An 18,171-nucleotide genomic window follows, 5' to 3' on the forward strand; every position below is an offset into this window, starting at 1 on the left:
GCCGAGCAAACGCAACAGGCCAAAGAGCCATCGACTGACACTCGCGAATCAACCGCTGGCGATGCCAAGAAAGCCGCCGTTGCGGCCGCCATTGCCAGAGCCAAAGCGCGCAAAGCCGAGCAAACGCAACAGGCCAAAGAGCCATCGACTGACACTCGCGAATCAACCGACGACGACCCAAAGAAAGCCGCCGTTGCGGCTGCTATTGCCCGCGCCAAAGCGCGTAAAGCAAACAAAGAACAACAAAACCACACTGAGGAGAAAGAGTAGTGGCCTTTTTTATTGCCAGCTCACCCCATGCGCATAACCGCAGAAGCACTCCTGATCTCATGAAGTGGGTGGCTTTGTGCGCCCTACCAGGGCTTATTGCGCAATGCTACTTTTTTGGCTGGGGGACAATGATTCAACTCGCTCTGGCGATTGCGATCGCACTGAGCCTTGAGGCCTTAGTGATGGTGGCGAGAAAACGTCCACCAATATCAGCATTAAGGGACAACAGTGCGTTAGTCACCGCCTGGCTACTTGCCATTGCTATTCCGCCACTTTCCCCTTGGTGGATCATCGCCATTGGTTTGCTTTTCGCCATCGTGATCGCCAAACATCTCTACGGAGGAATCGGCCAGAACCTGTTTAACCCTGCGATGGTGGCCTATGTTGTGCTATTGATCTCGTTTCCTGTCCAAATGACCAGTTGGATTTCTCCAACCGAATTGCAAGCGACGACTATCTCAAGTGGTGATGCGTTTTCACTGATTTTCACGGGGTTTAATTTAGAAGGTTTATCACTGCAACAACTGCGAACCGCTATTGATGGTGTGACGATGGCGACTCCGCTTGATTCACTCAAAACATCGTTACGCGCTGGCAATACGCTCAGTGAAGCTATGTCTGCCCCTCAATTTTCAGGTCTTGCGGGTATCGGCTGGGAGTGGGTTAACCTCGCTTATCTGGCTGGCGGCTTGATGTTGATTAAACTGCGCGTTATCAACTGGCACATTCCACTAGGCTTCTTAGTGAGCTTAAGCATTATGAGTGGTCTGTTTGCTCTATTAGCACCGGGCACGACCGCCTCTCCATTGATCCATTTGTTATCGGGCGCAACCATGCTGGGGGCATTTTTTATCGCAACCGATCCAGTGTCAGCGTCAACCACCGTCAAAGGCCGTTTGATCTTTGGTGCCTTTATTGGTGCCATCGTCTTCATTATTCGTAGTTGGGGAGGCTTCCCCGACGGCGTGGCATTTGCGGTACTACTTGGCAATATGTGTGTGCCTTTGATTGATTACTACACCAAACCAAGAACCTACGGACACTAAGGATTCATTATGCTAAATGCGATTCGAAAAAATGGTGTCATTCTTGCCGTTTTTGCCTGTGCATCAACCGGTGTTGTCGCGCTGACCCATTACCTGACTGAAGATAAGATCCAACGCCAAGAACAGCAGCAGTTATTGTCGGTTCTCAATCAAGTCATTCCACATCAACTGCACGACAATGATCTTTATCAGGCCTGTACCTTGGTCAGCGATCCTGCATTGGGCTCGCCAACAGCGATGCCCGTTTATATGGCAAGCTTGAACGGTCAACCCTCAGCACTTGCGATCGAAGCCATCGCGCCCGATGGCTACAACGGCGCTATCAAGATTATTGTCGGCATTAAGCAAGACGGAACCATTATTGGAACACGTATCCTAAGCCACCAAGAAACGCCGGGGCTTGGTGATAAAATTGATCTACGTATTACGGATTGGATTCTTGGTTTCTCTGGAAAATCAGTGTCGCAAACCAATCTGTCTGATTGGAACGTACGTAAAGATGGCGGCCAGTTTGATCAATTTACCGGCGCAACCATCACACCTCGAGCGGTGGTCAAAGCGGTCAAAAACACCGCGCTGTTTGTGAACGCCAACCGCGAGCAAATTCTCGCTCAACCACTAAACTGTGGAGGTAATGATGAGTGAACATAAAACCCTAATTAAAAATGGCTTGTGGGATAACAACCCAGCCTTAGTGCAACTACTCGGACTCTGCCCGTTGTTGGCCGTTTCTTCAACGGTCACCAACGCTTTGGGGTTGGGTATCGCCACGTTATTGGTTTTAGTCGGATCGAATGTCACTGTCTCATTAGTCCGTGACTATGTGCCCAAAGAGGTTCGGATTCCAATCTTTGTGATGATCATTGCCGCACTGGTCACCTGCGTTCAGTTGTTAATGAGTGCCTACGCTTACGGCCTTTATCTATCACTCGGCATCTTCATTCCGTTGATTGTGACTAACTGCATTATTATCGGCCGCGCCGAAGCCTTTGCCTCAAAAAATGATGTACTTCCTGCCGCCCAAGATGGATTCTGGATGGGACTGGGTATGACTAGCGTACTGGTCATACTTGGTGCTATGCGTGAGTTGATCGGCAATGGAACATTATTTGACGGTGCTGATTTACTGCTCGGTCAGTGGGCAACATCACTGCGTATTGAAGTGTTCCAATTCGATAACAGTTTCCTACTTGCACTTTTACCACCGGGGGCATTCATTGGTGTTGGTTTACTCATTGCACTGAAAAATATCATCGATAAACAAATTGAAGCGCGTCAACCAAAGCAGCAAAAACAGACCATAGAACGCGCTCGAGTCACCAACACATAACAGACCAATCCTTAAGTTGGCATTCGCACTGGACATCAGCTTCAAATGAATAAAGACAAACGCAGACTAATACTAGAACGTTTAAGGGAGAATAACCCTAACCCTCAAACTGAGCTTAACTGGAGCACACCATTCGAGCTGTTAATTGCAGTACTGTTATCCGCACAAGCAACGGATGTCAGTGTTAACAAAGCGACAGATAAGCTCTACCCGGTTGCGAATACGCCACAGGCTATATTTGATCTCGGCGTTGAAGGCGTAAAAAAGTACATCAAAACAATTGGCCTGTTTAACTCTAAAGCAGAGAACGTCATTAAGACCTGTAAAATCCTGATTGACCAACATGGCGGTGAAGTTCCACAAGATCGTGATGCCTTAGAGGCGCTTCCCGGCGTCGGTCGAAAAACCGCCAACGTCGTGCTCAACACCGCCTTTGGTTGGCCAACCATCGCGGTCGATACGCACATTTATCGCGTTTCCAATCGGACAAAGTTTGCCATGGGCAAAAACGTCGATCAGGTAGAAGAGAAGCTGCTTAAAGTGGTGCCTAAAGAGTTTAAACTCGATGTCCACCACTGGCTGATTTTACATGGCCGCTATACTTGTGTAGCACGAAAGCCCCGTTGCGGCAGCTGTATTATTGAAGATCTTTGCGAATTCAAAGACAAAGTATACCCAGAAAATTAGGAGAGCAAGACAATGTCAAATGGCAGAATTCTACACACTATGCTTCGCGTTGGTGACTTAGATAAATCAATCAAGTTTTACACCGAAGTGATGGGGATGCAGCTACTGCGTACCAATGAAAACAAAGAGTACGAATACACCTTAGCGTTTGTCGGTTACGGAGATGAAGCGCAAGGTGCCGTGATTGAGCTGACCTACAATTGGGGAACGACTGAGTATGATCTAGGCAGTGCATTCGGTCACATCGCCATTGGCGTTGAGGATATTTATTCAACGTGTGATGCGATCAAAGCCGTTGGCGGCAATGTGACGCGTGAGCCGGGCCCAGTGAAAGGGGGAACCACCCATATCGCTTTTGTCAAAGATCCAGATGGCTATATGATTGAGCTAATCCAAAACAAACAAGCAAGCGCAGGTTTAGCAGGTTAATTACAGCTTTAACCGCTTCAAAAAAGCAAAAAGCCAGCATTGCTGGCTTTTTCTGTGTCCTAATCTTAAATCTGTGTTCGACCTAGCGAGATCACCACTCGGCGGTTTTTATCTCGGCCAAGTGGAGAGGCATTGTCATCAATAGGGCGAAGCCTGCCATAACCCTGAACCTGAATCCGGTCTTCAGGCAATCCTAATGATTTAAAGTAGTTTTGCAAAACTTCAGCTCGTTTCTCTGACAAACTTAGACTGACACTTTTGCTATCAACCGCATCCGTATACGTTGACACTAAGACCAGATCGATATCCTGGTTGTATTTAATATACTCTGCAATCTGCGCTAATCGTTTTTGTGACTGTTTATTGAGTTCGACACTGGTTCTGTCGTAATGCAAGATGGTAAACGCGATGTCTTCGAAACTGTATGGCAGTAAATTAGCCATACAGTCGCTAAATACGTTGTATGACCGCTGAAACAGCACCGAAGAAAGCCCCACTTCTATTCGCTCATCGCGGCTACGCCACTCTTGATAACTGAAAGTGGGATAGCGCCCTTTTTCAAGTTCGCCTAAAATATTCCATGCCGTTTGCCCACCGATATAACCATCAAATTGTTGAAAAAATCGGATCGTATTTAGACGTGTAGCCCGCTCACCAGGTCGCCATGCTGGTGGCATAGAAACCAAACTCACATCACGGGTTTTTCCCATTGGACGCTTCATTTTCAACTCGAAATCAAGGCTGATCTTTTTACTCGCATACGAGGAAAATACTGCATCACCATAATTGGGGATCGGGTGGACTAAGCGACACTCCAAAGGGGAATTGGCAACCATTTGCCACGTTGATTGCTGTGGTTTAGCGACATAGTGTTTATCCAGCGCAACGGCACTGGTACTGATTGACACTAATACGGTCGCGACTGTGGTAGCAAACAACTTATTCATACTGCAATTAATCTCTTTATTTGCTTGAGCAGCTCAACGTTGCCGCTCGATTCTCTACCAAAATTAGAAAGCAAAAAACACGCCAATACATTTGTATAGAACAAATTGACAGCGTTTCTTTTTCAAACAGGATTAACGGTTTTTCTCACGCCAAGAATCTGTAATAATGCCAGCCCTGTCACATTAAAATAAGCACACATGACTATAGAAAACGAAGCATTGACGCTAAAAAAACGATTTCGTGGCTACTTTCCGGTTGTTATTGATGTTGAAACCGCAGGGTTTAACGCTAAAACGGATGCCCTACTCGAAATCTGTGCCGTCACCTTAAAAATGGATGAGAACGGCACACTTTGTCCTGCATCAACGATTCATTTTCATGTTTCTCCTTTTGAAGGTGCCAACTTAGAAAAAGAGGCGCTTGAATTTAATGGCATTCGCGACCCATTTAGCCCACTTCGTGGAGCGGTGACAGAAAAAGAGGCACTAAAAGAAATTTATAAACTTGTACGTAAAGAACAAAAGGCAGCGGATTGTAGCCGTGCAATTATTGTTGCTCACAACGCCAACTTTGATCATAGCTTCGTGATGGAAGCAAGCGAACGCAGCAAGTTAAAACGTGTCCCATTTCATCCCTTCGCGACCTTCGATACCGCAACACTCAGTGGTCTCGCTTATGGCCAAACCGTATTAGCCAAAGCATGTAAAGTCGCAGGGATGGAGTTTGACAATAAACAAGCCCACTCAGCCCTTTATGATACTCAAAAAACGGCCGAGCTCTTTTGCGGCATCGTCAATAAGTGGAAAGCCCTGGGCGGCTGGCCATTGATTGAGTCAGATGCCGAATAAACACAATAAAAAGTAAACACAACTCACGAGTATATTATGAACCCTGTTGTCATTTCTGTCTGCATTATGCTGGCTTTAGCCCTGATGCGAGTAAATGTCGTCGTCGCACTGACCTTCAGTGCTATCGTCGGCGGTTTAGTCGCTGGTATGGATCTCAACCAGTCAATCGCTGCATTTGAAAGTGGGCTTGGTGGGGGTGCAACCATCGCTTTAAGCTACGCCATGCTGGGTACTTTCGCGGTTGCGATCTCTCGATCAGGTATTACCGACCTGTTGGCCAATAGCGTGATTAAACGCATCCATGGTCAAGAGAATGCCTCAGCCTCTACTGGTCTTAAGTACGCAGTGCTGATCGCCCTGGTCTTAGTCACTATGTCATCACAGAATGTCATTCCAGTTCACATCGCCTTTATCCCGATTTTGATTCCACCTCTTTTAGGCGTTTTTGCCAAACTTAACCTTGACCGCCGCATGATTGCTTGTGTGCTGACTTTTGGTCTCGTTACTCCTTACATGGTGTTACCGATCGGTTTTGGTGGTATTTTCCTCAACAATATTTTGCTTAAAAACCTTCATGACAACGGCCTTGAGAATGTCGTGGCAAGTCAAGTACCTGTCGCAATGCTGCTACCGGCAGCGGGAATGATCTTTGGTTTGTTAACCGCGATTTTCTTTACCTACCGTAAACCTCGCCAATATCCGGAAACTGAGTTAACTCATGTGAATCAAGACACCAAAGCAATCAACAAGAAAAACATTGTTGTGGCTGCTGTGGGCATTGTCGTAGCCCTTGGTGCGCAGCTCTCAACTGGCTCAATGATTGTCGGTGGTTTAGCGGGTTTTATGGTGTTCACTTTTGGTGGTGTTATCGCTTGGAAAGAAACCCACGATGTGTTCACAAAAGGGGTTCACATGATGGCAATGATTGGCTTTATTATGATTGCAGCGGCCGGTTTTGCGGCAGTGATGAAGCAGACGGGTGGGGTTGAGTCTTTGGTTGAGGCCTTATCAACCAGCATTGGCGACAATAAGCCTCTTGCGGCATTATTGATGTTGATTGTTGGTCTATTGGTGACAATGGGAATTGGTTCATCGTTCTCAACCATTCCGATTCTCGCGACTATCTACGTGCCACTGGCGGCGGCATTCGGTTTTTCACCCATGGCAACCATTGCATTAGTCGGCACTGCAGCCGCGCTTGGTGATGCAGGCTCACCCGCTTCAGACTCAACCTTAGGCCCAACCTCTGGCCTGAACGCTGATGGACAACACGAGCACATTTGGGAGACCGTTGTACCAACCTTTATCCATTACAACATTCCGTTAATTGTATTTGGTTGGCTAGCAGCAATGACGCTGTAAACGGCACCTGCAACGATCGATAACCCATAAAAAAGCTGACTTGATGTCAGCTTTTTTATTATATGATGCAAGATAAATAATAGATGGCCTTACTGTGCTTGCTTCTCGGCAATCACGGCGAATACTGGCACCATATCTTCAAGCAACTGCTTCTCAACCGGTTTACCCGTCGAATCTGTCACGTTAATCGAAGTACGGTTACCAAGGTCACCAAGCAGCAAGGTGTAGGTGCCTGGGGCAAGGTTACTCGGCTTCACACCAATATCATGCCAAAACTCATCACCAGGCGCTGCATACTTAGCTTTAATCGTGCCCTGAGATTGATTACGTTCTTCAAGCGTAAAGCCCATCGCAGGCAGGATGCTCGGTAGGCGATTCCACAGCACGTTGTAAGGTGAACGCGCAATGATCACAGGGAAACCGCTACGGTCAGACCCCATGGTTACTTGTATGCTCTTAACTAATTGCTCGGCTTTACGTGCCGCTTCCTCTCGGAGATCTAAATCGTAACGCGCCGTCACTAAATTGGTCATCAGAGCATTATAGCGCTCCTTATTGGTTGCCGTGACTGGCATGACTTTGCCCCCTTCACGCCAATCAACGAGTGATATTCTAAATCCATGGCGCCCACCCGCAAAGGCACGGTCAATTTGATAACGTGCACCAAGTTCAACATCTTCATCTTCAGCAACCCAACTAACCCAGTCGGTCTCGATAAGCGTCGATGTCTGTTGGCGAATGGCAATATTTTGCTCTTCGATCATGTCAAGTGCGGTTTGCCACACTTTATCGACTTCATCTTCGCGCAATAACCATAAGGTGGTTTCTCCCTGCTTATGCTCGGTTCTCGCACCTGGAATAAGTTCTAGGATTTGTTGCGGCGGACGAATATCCACTTCACGGCCAATACCACCAGCGAACTCACCTTGAGGGATTCGATAGTTAGGGTAAAACTGTGGTTCGGCATCTTGTGGTAAGTTCAACTCTTTCAACGCTGGCGTATTAAGATATGCAAAATCATCTTTCGCCTGACGACGCTGATTTGCACCACCTGAACATGCGCTCAAAACAAAAACAGCTAGTGAACTGAGAACTAGCTGGTGAGAAAATTTCATTGAAACTCCTGATCGTATTTTGCCGGAATCACTTCCGGCAAGGTCTCTTTATATTTAGACAATGCGCGCATCCGTCATTGCTTTTGTCACAATTGGTCGAGCCTGCACGGAGAGCTCGGTCAGAGGTAAACGTAAACCGCCGTGTTCAATCAGACCCATTTGGTGTGCTGCCCACTTAACTGGAATAGGGCTCGACTCAACAAACAGATTCTTGTGCAATGGCATCAAGCGTTGGTTAATGATTTCGGCTTCATCGAATTTACCTTCACTGGCGAGATGGAACATCGTCGCCATGTCTTGTGCAGCAATATTATTCGTGACTGAAATCACACCGTTACCACCTTGCTTGACAAAATCAAGGCCTGTCGAATCGTCACCACTTAGTAAGATAAAATCTTCGCCACAAAGTTCACGGTGAATTGAAATTCGGCTTAAATCGCCGGTCGCATCTTTTAGCGCAACGATGCTGTCAATCTGTGATAATCTCGCGACGGTTTCAGGAAGCAAATCCACTGCAGTACGACCCGGGACGTTATATAAAATCTGGGGTACATCACTCTCTTCAGCAATTGCCTTGTAATGCTGATACAAACCTTCTTGTGTTGGTTTGTTGTAGTATGGGGTAACGCTTAAACAACCCGCGATACCTGAATTATTAAGCAAGCGACTGAATGTCACCGATTCATGAGTAGCGTTCGCCCCTGTACCAGCAATCACAGGAATGCGGCCATCGGCAAATTCGACGGTTTTCATTACCACCTTGACATGCTCTTCAATTGTCAGCGTAGAAGACTCACCGGTCGTTCCGACAGCGACAATGCCATTACTGCCCGCGGCGACATGGTAGTCAACCAGCTTCTTCAGGCTCACGTAATCAACTTCGCCATCGAGATTAAATGGTGTAATTAACGCTACAATACTTCCTGAAAACATGTCCTTCTCCCTAAAATAGTTACTAATCGCATGGTACTGTAAGGCGATTGAAAAAGACAAGCGCTTAACGCCGCTTAAACCACCTAAATGAATGAATATTTATCAGATGTTAGATATTTGGCAAATTACGCCTCTTATTTCACGTAATGTCAGTCGCAAGTGATAATTTCCTCCTTATATTGGCATGGCTCAAAATCCCGCCAACTCAACCGAGAAAACGTTCGACGGCCATTTTTATCACTCGCTTCTGTGCTAAGCTAAACGACTAATAAACATAACTTTGATAAGAGTGAAACTATGACTCAGCATCTCGTGATTACAGCGGTAGGCACCGACCGCCCAGGCGTATGCAACCAAGTTGTTCATCTGGTCACTCAGTCTGGATGCAACATTGTTGACAGTCGTATCGCTTTATTCGGCAATGAATTTACTCTGATCATGCTGCTTTCTGGTTCTAACTCGGCGACCACTCGAGTCGAAACGACGCTACCACTAGTTGGACAACAGCATGATCTGATCACGATAATGAAACGTACCTCTCCACACGCTCATCTTGATCATACGTACACACTCGAGGTGTTCATTGAGTCTGAAGATAAGCCTGGGCTAACAGAAAGATTTACCAATTTTTTTGCCGCTAAAGAAATAGGTCTTTCATCACTTAGTGCTCAAACGATTGATAAAAATAAAATCGGCTCCGAAAATAATCAGTTTCACATCGCTATCACCGCGACAGTCGAAACAGAATGTAATCTGATGCAACTTCAAGAAGAGTTCGACACACTGTGTCACTCGCTCGAAGTACAGGGGTCACTCAATTTCATAAAAAACAGTCAATAAAAAAGGAATATTCATGAACACGCTGACAGCAGGCACTCCCGCTCCTGAGTTCTCTCTTCTTGACCAAAATGGCGAAACCGTTACGTTAAACGACTTTAAGGGCAAAAAAGTCCTGTTTTATTTTTACCCTAAAGCCATGACCCCTGGCTGTACTGTTCAAGCACAAGGATTACGTGACGTTAAGACCCAATTAGAACAACATAATGTAGTAGTTCTTGGTGTGAGCATTGATCCGGTAAAACGCTTGGGTAAGTTTATTGAACGCGATCAGCTCAACTTCACCTTACTCTCAGATGAAGATCATTCCGTTGCAGAGCAGTTTGGTGTGTGGGGCGAGAAAAAGTTCATGGGGAAAGTTTACGATGGTTTACATCGCATTAGCTTCCTGATCGACGAGCAAGGTATGATTGAACACGTATTCAATAAATTTAAAACCAAAGACCACCATCAAGTGGTACTCGATTACCTCAATGCTCCTCAATAAACAAAACAACGCCAGCAATCCGTGCTGGCGTTGTTGTTTCTCTTCTGTGCTTAGACGATAAACTTATTCAAAATCGCATCTTGCTCACGTACATTTTCCGTCTGTACTTGCATCGCAATATTTGAGTTTTCAGCCGACTCTGCTACTTGTGTCGACAGGTCTTTGATTTTGACAGTGTTACTGTTGATCTCTTCTGCGACCAAACTTTGTTCTTCAGCCGCCGAAGCAATCTGCATATTCATGTCACTAATGCGCTGAATAGCTGCTCGAATACGTTGCAATGCACCATCAGCAGCTTGCGCTTTATCTACGGCATCAATCGCGGTATTTTTACTCTCTGCCATCGCTGTCGAAACCGAGCTTGCACCAACTTGTAACTGCTCGATCATGTTACGAATTTCAGTTGTTGACTCTTGTGTTCTCTGGGCAAGAGTACGCACTTCATCCGCCACTACCGCAAAACCGCGACCAGACTCACCGGCGCGCGCTGCTTCAATTGCCGCATTCAATGCCAATAAGTTAGTTTGATCGGCAATGTCATTGATGACTTTCAAAATGGTTTCGATGTTGGCCGTTGCCGATTCTAAACCGTGAACTTCTTCAACCGCTTGATCAATACGAGCCGACAAGTTGTCAATCGAGACAGTGGTTTGACTTACTACAGATGAGCCATCGATGGTGGCATCATCCGCTTCTTTCGCAGCGGCAGCCGCGCCTTGAGCATTATTAGCGACCTCCGTCGCCGTGACCGCCATTTCGTTCATCGCCGTTGCGAGTTGTTCTAACTCTTCAAGCTGACTGCGCATTGCCGTTGCCGACTCTTGCACGCCACTGACCGTCATTTCCGTGCCACGCAGAATTTCAGCGCCAATCGCTTTTGATTGTTGTAACTGTTTCTGTAAAGTTTCGGTAAAGGTATTGAAACCCTCAGCTAACTCAGCAAACTCTTTGTCGGTGTTGGTATCTAAACGTTTAGTTAAATCCCCTTGTCCAGATGCAACATCTTTAATTGCATCGTTAAGCACGGCAAGTGGACGCATCAGAGCTTTGATTAAGAAACTCAGTACGATGACGCTGAGGATAACCCCAATCACGACGTACAAAATGGAACTGTTGCGCATATCCGTGACGGCGGCAAAAGCAATATCTTCATCAACGACCGCGCCGATATACCAGTTTTCAGACGGGACTTCGGTAAAGTGAACCAATAGCTTTTTGCCATCTTGTTCAAAACGCTGATTACCAGACTGAACTTTTGCTTGAGGTAGGTACTTAGATAAGTTTTCACCATTATTTTTCGCGTCAGGATGAGCGATCGTGGTTCCATCAGCGGTAACAATAAAGAGATAGCCAGCATCGAGCAGGTTGACACTGTTCACCAAGTCAGCGAGTCCGCCTAACTCTAGGTCGTAGAACATGCCAGCCATAAACTGACCATTATCTCGCACGGGCGTTCCGATTGAGATGATGACCTTTTTAGAAGATACATCAATATAAGGAGCAGTAACCACCAATGAGCCTTGTGCTTTAGCCCCTTTGTACCAAGGGCGCACGCGTGGATCGAAATCGGATCCAGGTTCCCAAGCGTCATCATTCTCTACCACAAAGCCATCGGCCTCATAACCAAACCCAACCGCCAAGAAACTGCCTTTGAGCTCTGGCCTTTCTAGGACATCTTTCACGCGTTGGCGATTTTGTGGATCAAGTTCAATCACCTCCGTCGTTGACTGAGCTAGAGACTTTTTACTGTCCATTTCTGATGTTACGGTATTTTTAACCCCTTTCACCATTTCGGTGATACTAGTATCGACAAGTGCCTCTACCTCTTTTTCCACAGTACTTAGTTGTTGGATCGACAACAGAGTCACTGTGACTAACAGTAGTGCAGATGAAGCCGCAACGATTTTTTGGCTAAATTTCATATCTTCCCTCAATTAGTCAGCAAGCTTATTGTTATAATAATTAATATAGTTATCGCCCAGCCTAACCTTTCCTTAATGAATTTCTTACATTTCCTTACTTAAGTAAATTCCATCTTAGTCAGAAATGCTAACTCACACACAAAAAAAGCTTCAAATGCAGGATTTTAAGGCTTCATATGCATTTAATTGGTTAATTAGACAGTAATTAATCCACGGCGTCTTGTTCGTGGCTTGGCAACGCATTCCATACGGCTTTAACTAAAGTGGCCAGTGGAATCGCAAAAAAGACGCCCCAAAAGCCCCACAATCCACCAAAAACCAGCACTGCAACAATGATCGCTACCGGGTGTAAGTTAACCGCTTCAGAAAACAACACGGGCACCAAAACATTACCGTCAAGAGCTTGAATGACACCATAGGCAATCAGCAGCCAGTAGAATTGTGGTGTTAGCCCCCACTGGAATAAGCCCACAATCGCAACTGGTACCGTCACCGCAGCAGCACCGATATAAGGAATCAATACAGATAAACCGACTGCCACAGCCAATAATACCGAGTAACGCAAGTCAAGAATGACAAACGTGATGTAGCTAACGCCTCCAACGATTAAGATCTCCATCACCTTGCCACGGATGTAATTTGAGATTTGGTCATTCATCTCGTTCCACACTTTGTATGCTAAGCGACGATTACGCGGTAACATGCCGCTCGCCATCTCAATCATTTCGCGCTTATCTTTCAGTAAGAAAAACACTAGCAGCGGCACTAAAATTAGGTAGACGGCCAAAGTAGCAATACTGACTAAAGACGCCAGCGAACCTTTAACTACCGTCTCACCCATACTAATTACTTGGTTTTTCGCATTGCTTACTAAGGACTCAACAATTTTGAGGTTTTCCAGTTCTGGATAACGATGTGGCACCTGCGCGATAAACTCTTGCAGGCCACCATACATACTCGGAATATCGTTAATCAGATTGCCTACCTGATGCCAGATCGTTGGTACTAAACCAAAGATGGCGACCAACATTAAACTAATGAAACCAAGGATCACCACCAGCACTGAAAGCGTGCGTGGTATTCCTATCCGGCAGAGCTGAACAACAGGCCATTCTAATAAGTACGCCAAGACAATGGCCACTAGCAATGGCGCAATCAAATTGCCAAAAAAGTAGATGGTAATAAAGCCAAACAGAAGAATCGCAACAAGACTTACTGCGTGTGGATCAGAAAAACGTCGCTTATACCAACGACTCACCATTTCAAACATTCAACAAGATTCCTTAGTGACTTGCATACGATAGTAACCTTCTTTTTCTTCACAACTAAGCGTGAATGCGTGCTGTTGAAGATAATGCGTAATATCACGCATTGAGCTCGGATCAGAGATAAGAATGTCGATATTGGTCCCCTGCTGCTGGCCATTTGTGTGGCGTTTAGCAAGTAACAGTGCCAATGGGCAACGTTGATGGCGTAAATCCAAAATATTCGGTTCCATTCTGTAGCTCGATGCTTATTATTACCGTTGGATATTGTATAGTGTTTTTTTCTAAGCGTCAGTGCAAATAGTCATCGTAGTACACTGTTCTGACCAATTTTGACAACCAAGTCAAATTCACTGTTGTGGCGCAAGGAAACCTTTGCTGTGGTATGGTGTCCAAGCCTATAATCATCCCTATATAAACCAGTGTGTGATGGAAAAGAACTCAAGGGAGCATCAGCGTTCATCTATGTTTAAACGTACGCGTTCATTGGTCTGCTTATCGATAGCAGCCGCGTTAAGCACTCCGATACCAGTACCAGCTAACAGCTTAGATCTTCCAGATATTGGTACCACGGCCAGCAGCACATTAACCATTGCCCAAGAAATCCAGTATGGTGATGCCTACATGCGAATGCTGCGCAGTAGCCAACCGATCGTTAGTGATCCGGTCCTTAATGAGTATATAGAGAGCCTCGGCCATCGACTGGTTGCCAACGCGTCAGATGTCAAAACCCCGTTTACTTTTTTTATGATCCGCGATCGCAATATTAATGCGTTTGCCTTTTTTGGTGGCTATGTGGCCCTCCACTCAGGACTGTTTCTTCATGCACAAAGCGAAAGTGAGTTAGCTTCTGTTGTAGCACATGAAATTGCCCACGTAACTCAGCGCCACTTAGCCAGAAGCATGGAAGATCAAGCTCGTCGCTCACCCGCGAACATGGCAGCTCTTGTGGGCGCGCTGTTGCTTGCGATTGCCTCACCGGAAGCGGGAATAGCGGCTATGACGGCTGCAACAGCAGGCAATATTCAAGGCCAAATCAACTACACACGCAGTAACGAAAAAGAAGCCGATCGCTTTGGTATTAGTACCTTGGCCAGTGCAGGGTTTGATGTCAATGCCATGCCACGATTCTTTGGTCGCCTTGCTGATGAATACCGCTATGCAAGCAAGCCCCCGCCTATGCTGCTCACTCACCCATTACCAGAGGACCGCGTAACCGATAGTCGCGCTCGAGCACAAAGCTATCCAGCGCGTCAGGTCGAACCGTCATTAAACTATCATTTAGCGCGAGCACGTATTGTGGCTCGTTATGCTGGCATTGATGACAAAGCCGCCAACGATTGGTTCGTCCGTACCGAAAAGAGCGCACAACCGAGTGTTAAAGTGGCATTTCAGTATGGCAAAGCTTTGGTCCTGCTCGACAATAAAGAGTATCAGAGGGCGAGTGTTATTTTACAGCGCTTGTTAAAACAAGCCCCAGATAATCGTTTCTATCTTGATGCTATGTCCGATGTGTATATCGGACTAAATCAAGCAGAACAAGCCCAATCCCTATTGGCGAGCGCACTCAAGTCGGCGCCCAATAACCCAGTACTCAGCATTAATTATGCAAATGCTCTGATTCAGCAAGATAAAAACGACCAGGCGATTAAAGTACTGCAACGCTACACTCATGATTATCCTCATGACATTAATGGTTGGAGCTTACTCTCAGATGCTAATATCAACTTAGGGATCAGTGATGAAGACTTAGCTGCTCGAGCAGAGATTCTTGCCCTTAAGGCCAACTGGAACAAAGCGATCCAATATTACACTCAAGCCAGTCAGCTCGCTGAACTTGGAAGCTTAAAACAAGCCAGATATGATGCACGGATTGACCAACTCATGGTGCAACGTGACCGCTTCTTGGCACTGCAATAAATAATACTCGGAGATTCACTATGTCAGTCGTGATATACCACAACCCTCGCTGCTCAAAAAGTCGTCAGACATTGACATTACTTGAAGTCAATAATGTACATCCACAGGTGATCACATACCTGGAGACGCCACCTAGCGTCGATGAACTTAAGACCTTAATGACGCAACTCGAAGTCACTGACGTTCGTGACATGATGCGTACCAAAGAAGAGATTTATAAACAGCTCGAACTCAAATCGGCCGACGATGAGACATTATTTAAAGCCATGGCAGAACACCCTAAATTGATTGAGCGCCCGATTGTGGTCGCTAATGGCAAAGCCAGACATGGTCGTCCACCAGAGCAAGTCTTAGAGATCTTATGATCGGCCACGTTGTCATTCTTTACTATAGCCGTCATGGCGCAACGCAATCACTCGCAAGACAGATCGCACGCGGAGTTGAGTCGATCCCAAACTGCGAGGCTCTGCTGCGCACCGTTGCTGAAATTGATAACGAAACCCCGGCGGCTGATCCTGTCCTATCGCTAGCAGAATTGAAACAGTGTGACGCTCTCGCCATGGGCAGCCCAGTGTGGTTCGGCAATATGGCGGCACCGCTTAAACACTTCTGGGACAAAACAACCCCATTGTGGATTGCAGGCGATCTGATCGATAAGCCAGCTTGTGTGTTCAGTTCATCATCAACCTTACATGGCGGACAAGAAACTACGCTGCAAAGTATGATGTTGCCGCTACTTCACCATGGCATGATGATCTTAGGAATCCCATATTCTGAGCCAAAATTACATTCGACCCAATCGGGCGGTACACCGTATGGCGCGACCTCGGTGGCACAACATGGTTCGAGCTTAACTGCAGATGAAATAGAATTGGCCCAGCAACTCGGAAAAAGACTGGCTCGAACCGCATTAAAGATGAAGGAAGATTAAATGCAAGCAATGCACCCCACCACCAAGCTTTACCGCTTGTTGGCACTGTTTGGTAATTTAGCGCTCTTGGCTTGGATAGTGCTGTGGCAAATGTCTCTTTCACCGCATCCGCATATCAGCAGTACCACATTGGCGATAGCCTGGGCCATCCCACTGTTACTGCCGCTGCCTGGCATTTTAGTCGGTAAACCCTACACCCACGCTTGGGCTAACTTTGTCTTGATGCTCTATTTTTTGCACGCTTTTACCCTCCTTTACGTTGATAATGGCGAGCGTTGGTTAGCCGTTGTCGAGTTGCTACTCACGACAGCAGCATTTTCTGGCAATATTCTTTATGCCCGAGCACGGGGAAAAGAGTTGGGCCTTAAGCTCAAACGCCTATCGAAAGTCGAAAAAGAAGAGCAAGCGCGCTTTGAGTCCCATGAGCATTAACATTTTCTCGACAGTCAAACACGCAAAATTCAAAAAGGTCTGGCACTGACAGACCTTTTTATTGATGTTTGTGTTGCTGAACTAGCGGGTTAAAACGCTGGATTCCGATTCGGGCTCTGTAGGCTCAGTCTGTACTGCTGGGGTAGGCATGACATAAGGCTGCCCCTGCCACTCGAATTGCATGATCATTTCTGCAGGTATCACTTCAAGCACAGGCGTTGTTGGCAAAACCTGGGGCGTGAGCGCCTCATTGTCAGTCGTTGCTTGTGGCTCGGTAAGATTGTCGCTTGGCACTTCAATGCTTAGCTCCGGCGCAACCACTGGTGGTGTTTCGGTGATACTTTCTAGCGGCATCACATCACTAAGACGACTCACTTCCTGCTTAAATTCTTGCTCTGAAGATAACAGGTGGACATTAAACGTCACCTGATTGCCTTGAATCTTAAGAATATCCAAAGACGCCACTGAACTGAGCGATTTAAGCTGATTTTCCAAGGTAAAGAAGCTGACTGCATCATTAAGCTCGGTAAAACGAACCTTAATGGCTTGTGATGATTCACTGGCCACAATAACGGCGCTCTTGCTAGCAAAGTAATCACTGAGCTGATCAATCATTTTACTCGCCGCGTCGCTGCCGTTATTTGTGCCCGACAAAGGTGCTTGACGAGTAATACCAATCGTCGCCGGCTTTTGGTCGTAAAGTCTCCAACGCAGGTTATTGCCTTGCGCTTTGACCACTAACACAGCATCAACTGGATAACGCTTGCTCGCCTCACCAACAGGCTGGATAAACCCACCCCAAAGATCGGAAACCGCCACACCTGTGATATCATCGAAATCACCAACCGGCACCGTCAAAGGTAAACCGCGCTGCTGAGCTCGGGATTTTATCAGATCGAATATCACCGACGGTGAATGCTCCCAAATGATGTTACGCTCTGTTTGTTCTTCAACCAGCCAAACCAACATGTTGGCCCGCGCAGCCGACCACATTGGCAACTGTGCTTGACTAAGCAAAGAGCGAATATGTGGTGCGCTAAACACCATTTTTAATGTTTGCTGATCAGCAGACTGCCCGTAACTCAATTGCGCTAAGTACTGAGCACTTTGGCCGAGTGCTTTCTTGACCACTTCATTTTCTGGCGCATTGACGTCACCAGAGGCTCTGATCAGTACCTCTTTCATACCTTCCACGCGCGCTTGAACATCCGCGTTGTGAGCCGACGGGTTAATCACAACTTCACTGCGATACAAGTCGACATTGGTTAAGGCCATGGCAGGTAGAGCAATCAGCCCCAAAACAAACAGTGCTATATGACGCATAGAATTCCTAAAATCCGCTTTTTCAACGTTAAGGTACGATGATAAGCAACTATCGCTACCGGAGCAACAAAACCCCTCACTTATCC

General features: G+C 46.5%; 20 protein-coding genes and 1 pseudogene. 14 read left to right on the forward strand and 7 right to left on the reverse strand.

All coding sequences use genetic code 11. From position 1 onward, the window contains the following. From CDZ87_RS14665 to gloA, 6 genes and pseudogenes are all read left to right on the forward strand, one after another. A pseudogene (locus CDZ87_RS14665) lies at nt 1-270 on the forward strand (electron transport complex subunit RsxC); the annotation flags it as partial. Continuing rightward, nucleotides 270-1,316 (forward strand): electron transport complex subunit RsxD, encoded by a 1,047-nt coding sequence (gene rsxD, locus CDZ87_RS14670; RefSeq protein ID WP_100754206.1) that lies wholly within the window; start codon nt 270-272, stop codon nt 1,314-1,316. The pseudogene CDZ87_RS14665 and the gene rsxD, both read left to right, overlap by 1 nt. A gap of 9 nt (nt 1,317-1,325) precedes the next feature. Then, nucleotides 1,326-1,961, forward strand: coding sequence for an electron transport complex subunit RsxG (rsxG, locus tag CDZ87_RS14675; protein WP_100754207.1), 636 nt, complete (start codon nt 1,326-1,328; stop codon nt 1,959-1,961). Then, nucleotides 1,954-2,646 carry an electron transport complex subunit E gene (locus CDZ87_RS14680; protein WP_100754208.1) on the forward strand — a complete coding sequence of 231 codons (693 nt, stop codon included), beginning with the start codon at nt 1,954-1,956 and terminating at the stop codon, nt 2,644-2,646. The genes rsxG and CDZ87_RS14680 overlap by 8 nt, the downstream gene beginning before the upstream one ends. A gap of 45 nt (nt 2,647-2,691) precedes the next feature. Beyond that, a complete protein-coding gene (nth, locus tag CDZ87_RS14685; protein WP_038173015.1) occupies nt 2,692-3,333 on the forward strand; it encodes an endonuclease III in 642 nt (213 codons plus the stop codon). Between the two features lie 12 nt (nt 3,334-3,345). Then, on the forward strand, nt 3,346-3,762 hold the full coding sequence (gene gloA / locus CDZ87_RS14690; RefSeq protein ID WP_100754209.1) for a lactoylglutathione lyase: 417 nt from the start codon (nt 3,346-3,348) through the stop codon (nt 3,760-3,762). A gap of 65 nt (nt 3,763-3,827) precedes the next feature. Here the strand turns inward: gloA and motY are convergent, their stop codons facing one another. Further along, entirely contained in the window at nt 3,828-4,709 is an 882-nt protein-coding gene (gene motY, locus CDZ87_RS14695; RefSeq protein WP_100754210.1) for a flagellar protein MotY, read from the reverse strand. 198 nt (nt 4,710-4,907) lie between these two features. Here motY and rnt point away from each other — a divergent pair, with 198 nt between their 5' ends. Both rnt and CDZ87_RS14705 read left to right on the forward strand, forming a co-directional pair. Further along, nucleotides 4,908-5,558 (forward strand): ribonuclease T, encoded by a 651-nt coding sequence (gene rnt / locus CDZ87_RS14700; protein ID WP_100754211.1) that lies wholly within the window; start codon nt 4,908-4,910, stop codon nt 5,556-5,558. A 36-nt stretch (nt 5,559-5,594) separates the two neighbouring features. Continuing rightward, on the forward strand, nt 5,595-6,920 hold the full coding sequence (locus CDZ87_RS14705) for a Na+/H+ antiporter family protein (RefSeq protein WP_100754212.1): 1,326 nt from the start codon (nt 5,595-5,597) through the stop codon (nt 6,918-6,920). An 89-nt stretch (nt 6,921-7,009) separates the two neighbouring features. Here the strand turns inward: CDZ87_RS14705 and bamC are convergent, their stop codons facing one another. Further along, complete coding sequence (gene bamC, locus CDZ87_RS14710; RefSeq protein ID WP_100754213.1) at nt 7,010-8,035, reverse strand: outer membrane protein assembly factor BamC; 1,026 nt, start codon at nt 8,033-8,035, stop codon at nt 7,010-7,012. 54 nt (nt 8,036-8,089) lie between these two features. Further along, the gene (gene dapA, locus CDZ87_RS14715) at nt 8,090-8,968 is read right to left on the reverse strand and encodes a 4-hydroxy-tetrahydrodipicolinate synthase (RefSeq protein ID WP_100754214.1); all 879 of its coding nucleotides are present in this window, start codon (nt 8,966-8,968) and stop codon (nt 8,090-8,092) included. A 297-nt stretch (nt 8,969-9,265) separates the two neighbouring features. Here dapA and CDZ87_RS14720 point away from each other — a divergent pair, with 297 nt between their 5' ends. Together CDZ87_RS14720 and bcp are read left to right on the forward strand one after the other, a co-directional pair. After that, nucleotides 9,266-9,808 carry a glycine cleavage system transcriptional repressor gene (locus CDZ87_RS14720; RefSeq protein ID WP_100754215.1) on the forward strand — a complete coding sequence of 181 codons (543 nt, stop codon included), beginning with the start codon at nt 9,266-9,268 and terminating at the stop codon, nt 9,806-9,808. A 13-nt stretch (nt 9,809-9,821) separates the two neighbouring features. Further along, entirely contained in the window at nt 9,822-10,292 is a 471-nt protein-coding gene (gene bcp, locus CDZ87_RS14725; RefSeq protein ID WP_100754216.1) for a thioredoxin-dependent thiol peroxidase, read from the forward strand. 50 nt (nt 10,293-10,342) lie between these two features. Here the strand turns inward: bcp and CDZ87_RS14730 are convergent, their stop codons facing one another. From CDZ87_RS14730 to CDZ87_RS14740, 3 genes are all read right to left on the reverse strand, one after another. Beyond that, nucleotides 10,343-12,214, reverse strand: a complete 1,872-nt coding sequence (locus CDZ87_RS14730; protein ID WP_100754217.1) for a methyl-accepting chemotaxis protein — start codon at nt 12,212-12,214, stop codon at nt 10,343-10,345. Between the two features lie 205 nt (nt 12,215-12,419). Beyond that, a complete protein-coding gene (locus CDZ87_RS14735) occupies nt 12,420-13,484 on the reverse strand; it encodes an AI-2E family transporter (RefSeq protein ID WP_100754218.1) in 1,065 nt (354 codons plus the stop codon). Further along, nucleotides 13,485-13,712 carry a sulfurtransferase TusA family protein gene (locus tag CDZ87_RS14740; protein WP_100754219.1) on the reverse strand — a complete coding sequence of 76 codons (228 nt, stop codon included), beginning with the start codon at nt 13,710-13,712 and terminating at the stop codon, nt 13,485-13,487. Nucleotides 13,713-13,944: 232 nt separating this feature from the next. Between CDZ87_RS14740 and bepA the strand changes: the two genes are divergently transcribed. From bepA to CDZ87_RS14760, 4 genes are read left to right on the forward strand one after another with little or no spacing between them, the layout of a single operon-like run. Further along, a complete protein-coding gene (bepA, locus tag CDZ87_RS14745) occupies nt 13,945-15,399 on the forward strand; it encodes a beta-barrel assembly-enhancing protease (protein WP_100754220.1) in 1,455 nt (484 codons plus the stop codon). A 20-nt stretch (nt 15,400-15,419) separates the two neighbouring features. Beyond that, nucleotides 15,420-15,764, forward strand: a complete 345-nt coding sequence (arsC, locus tag CDZ87_RS14750; RefSeq protein WP_100754221.1) for an arsenate reductase (glutaredoxin) — start codon at nt 15,420-15,422, stop codon at nt 15,762-15,764. Further along, the gene (wrbA, locus tag CDZ87_RS14755) at nt 15,761-16,330 is read left to right on the forward strand and encodes an NAD(P)H:quinone oxidoreductase (RefSeq protein ID WP_100754222.1); all 570 of its coding nucleotides are present in this window, start codon (nt 15,761-15,763) and stop codon (nt 16,328-16,330) included. The genes arsC and wrbA overlap by 4 nt, the downstream gene beginning before the upstream one ends. Beyond that, the gene (locus tag CDZ87_RS14760) at nt 16,331-16,762 is read left to right on the forward strand and encodes a DUF2069 domain-containing protein (protein ID WP_100754223.1); all 432 of its coding nucleotides are present in this window, start codon (nt 16,331-16,333) and stop codon (nt 16,760-16,762) included. It begins immediately after the preceding gene. 81 nt (nt 16,763-16,843) lie between these two features. On the opposite strand, the gene CDZ87_RS14765 is transcribed toward CDZ87_RS14760, so the two are convergent. Next, entirely contained in the window at nt 16,844-18,085 is a 1,242-nt protein-coding gene (locus CDZ87_RS14765; RefSeq protein WP_100754224.1) for a DUF2066 domain-containing protein, read from the reverse strand. Nucleotides 18,086-18,171: the final 86 nt, after the last annotated feature.

Origin of the sequence: Vibrio salilacus (assembly GCF_002811245.1) — a bacterium.
GTDB classification, from domain to species: domain Bacteria; phylum Pseudomonadota; class Gammaproteobacteria; order Enterobacterales; family Vibrionaceae; genus Vibrio; species Vibrio salilacus.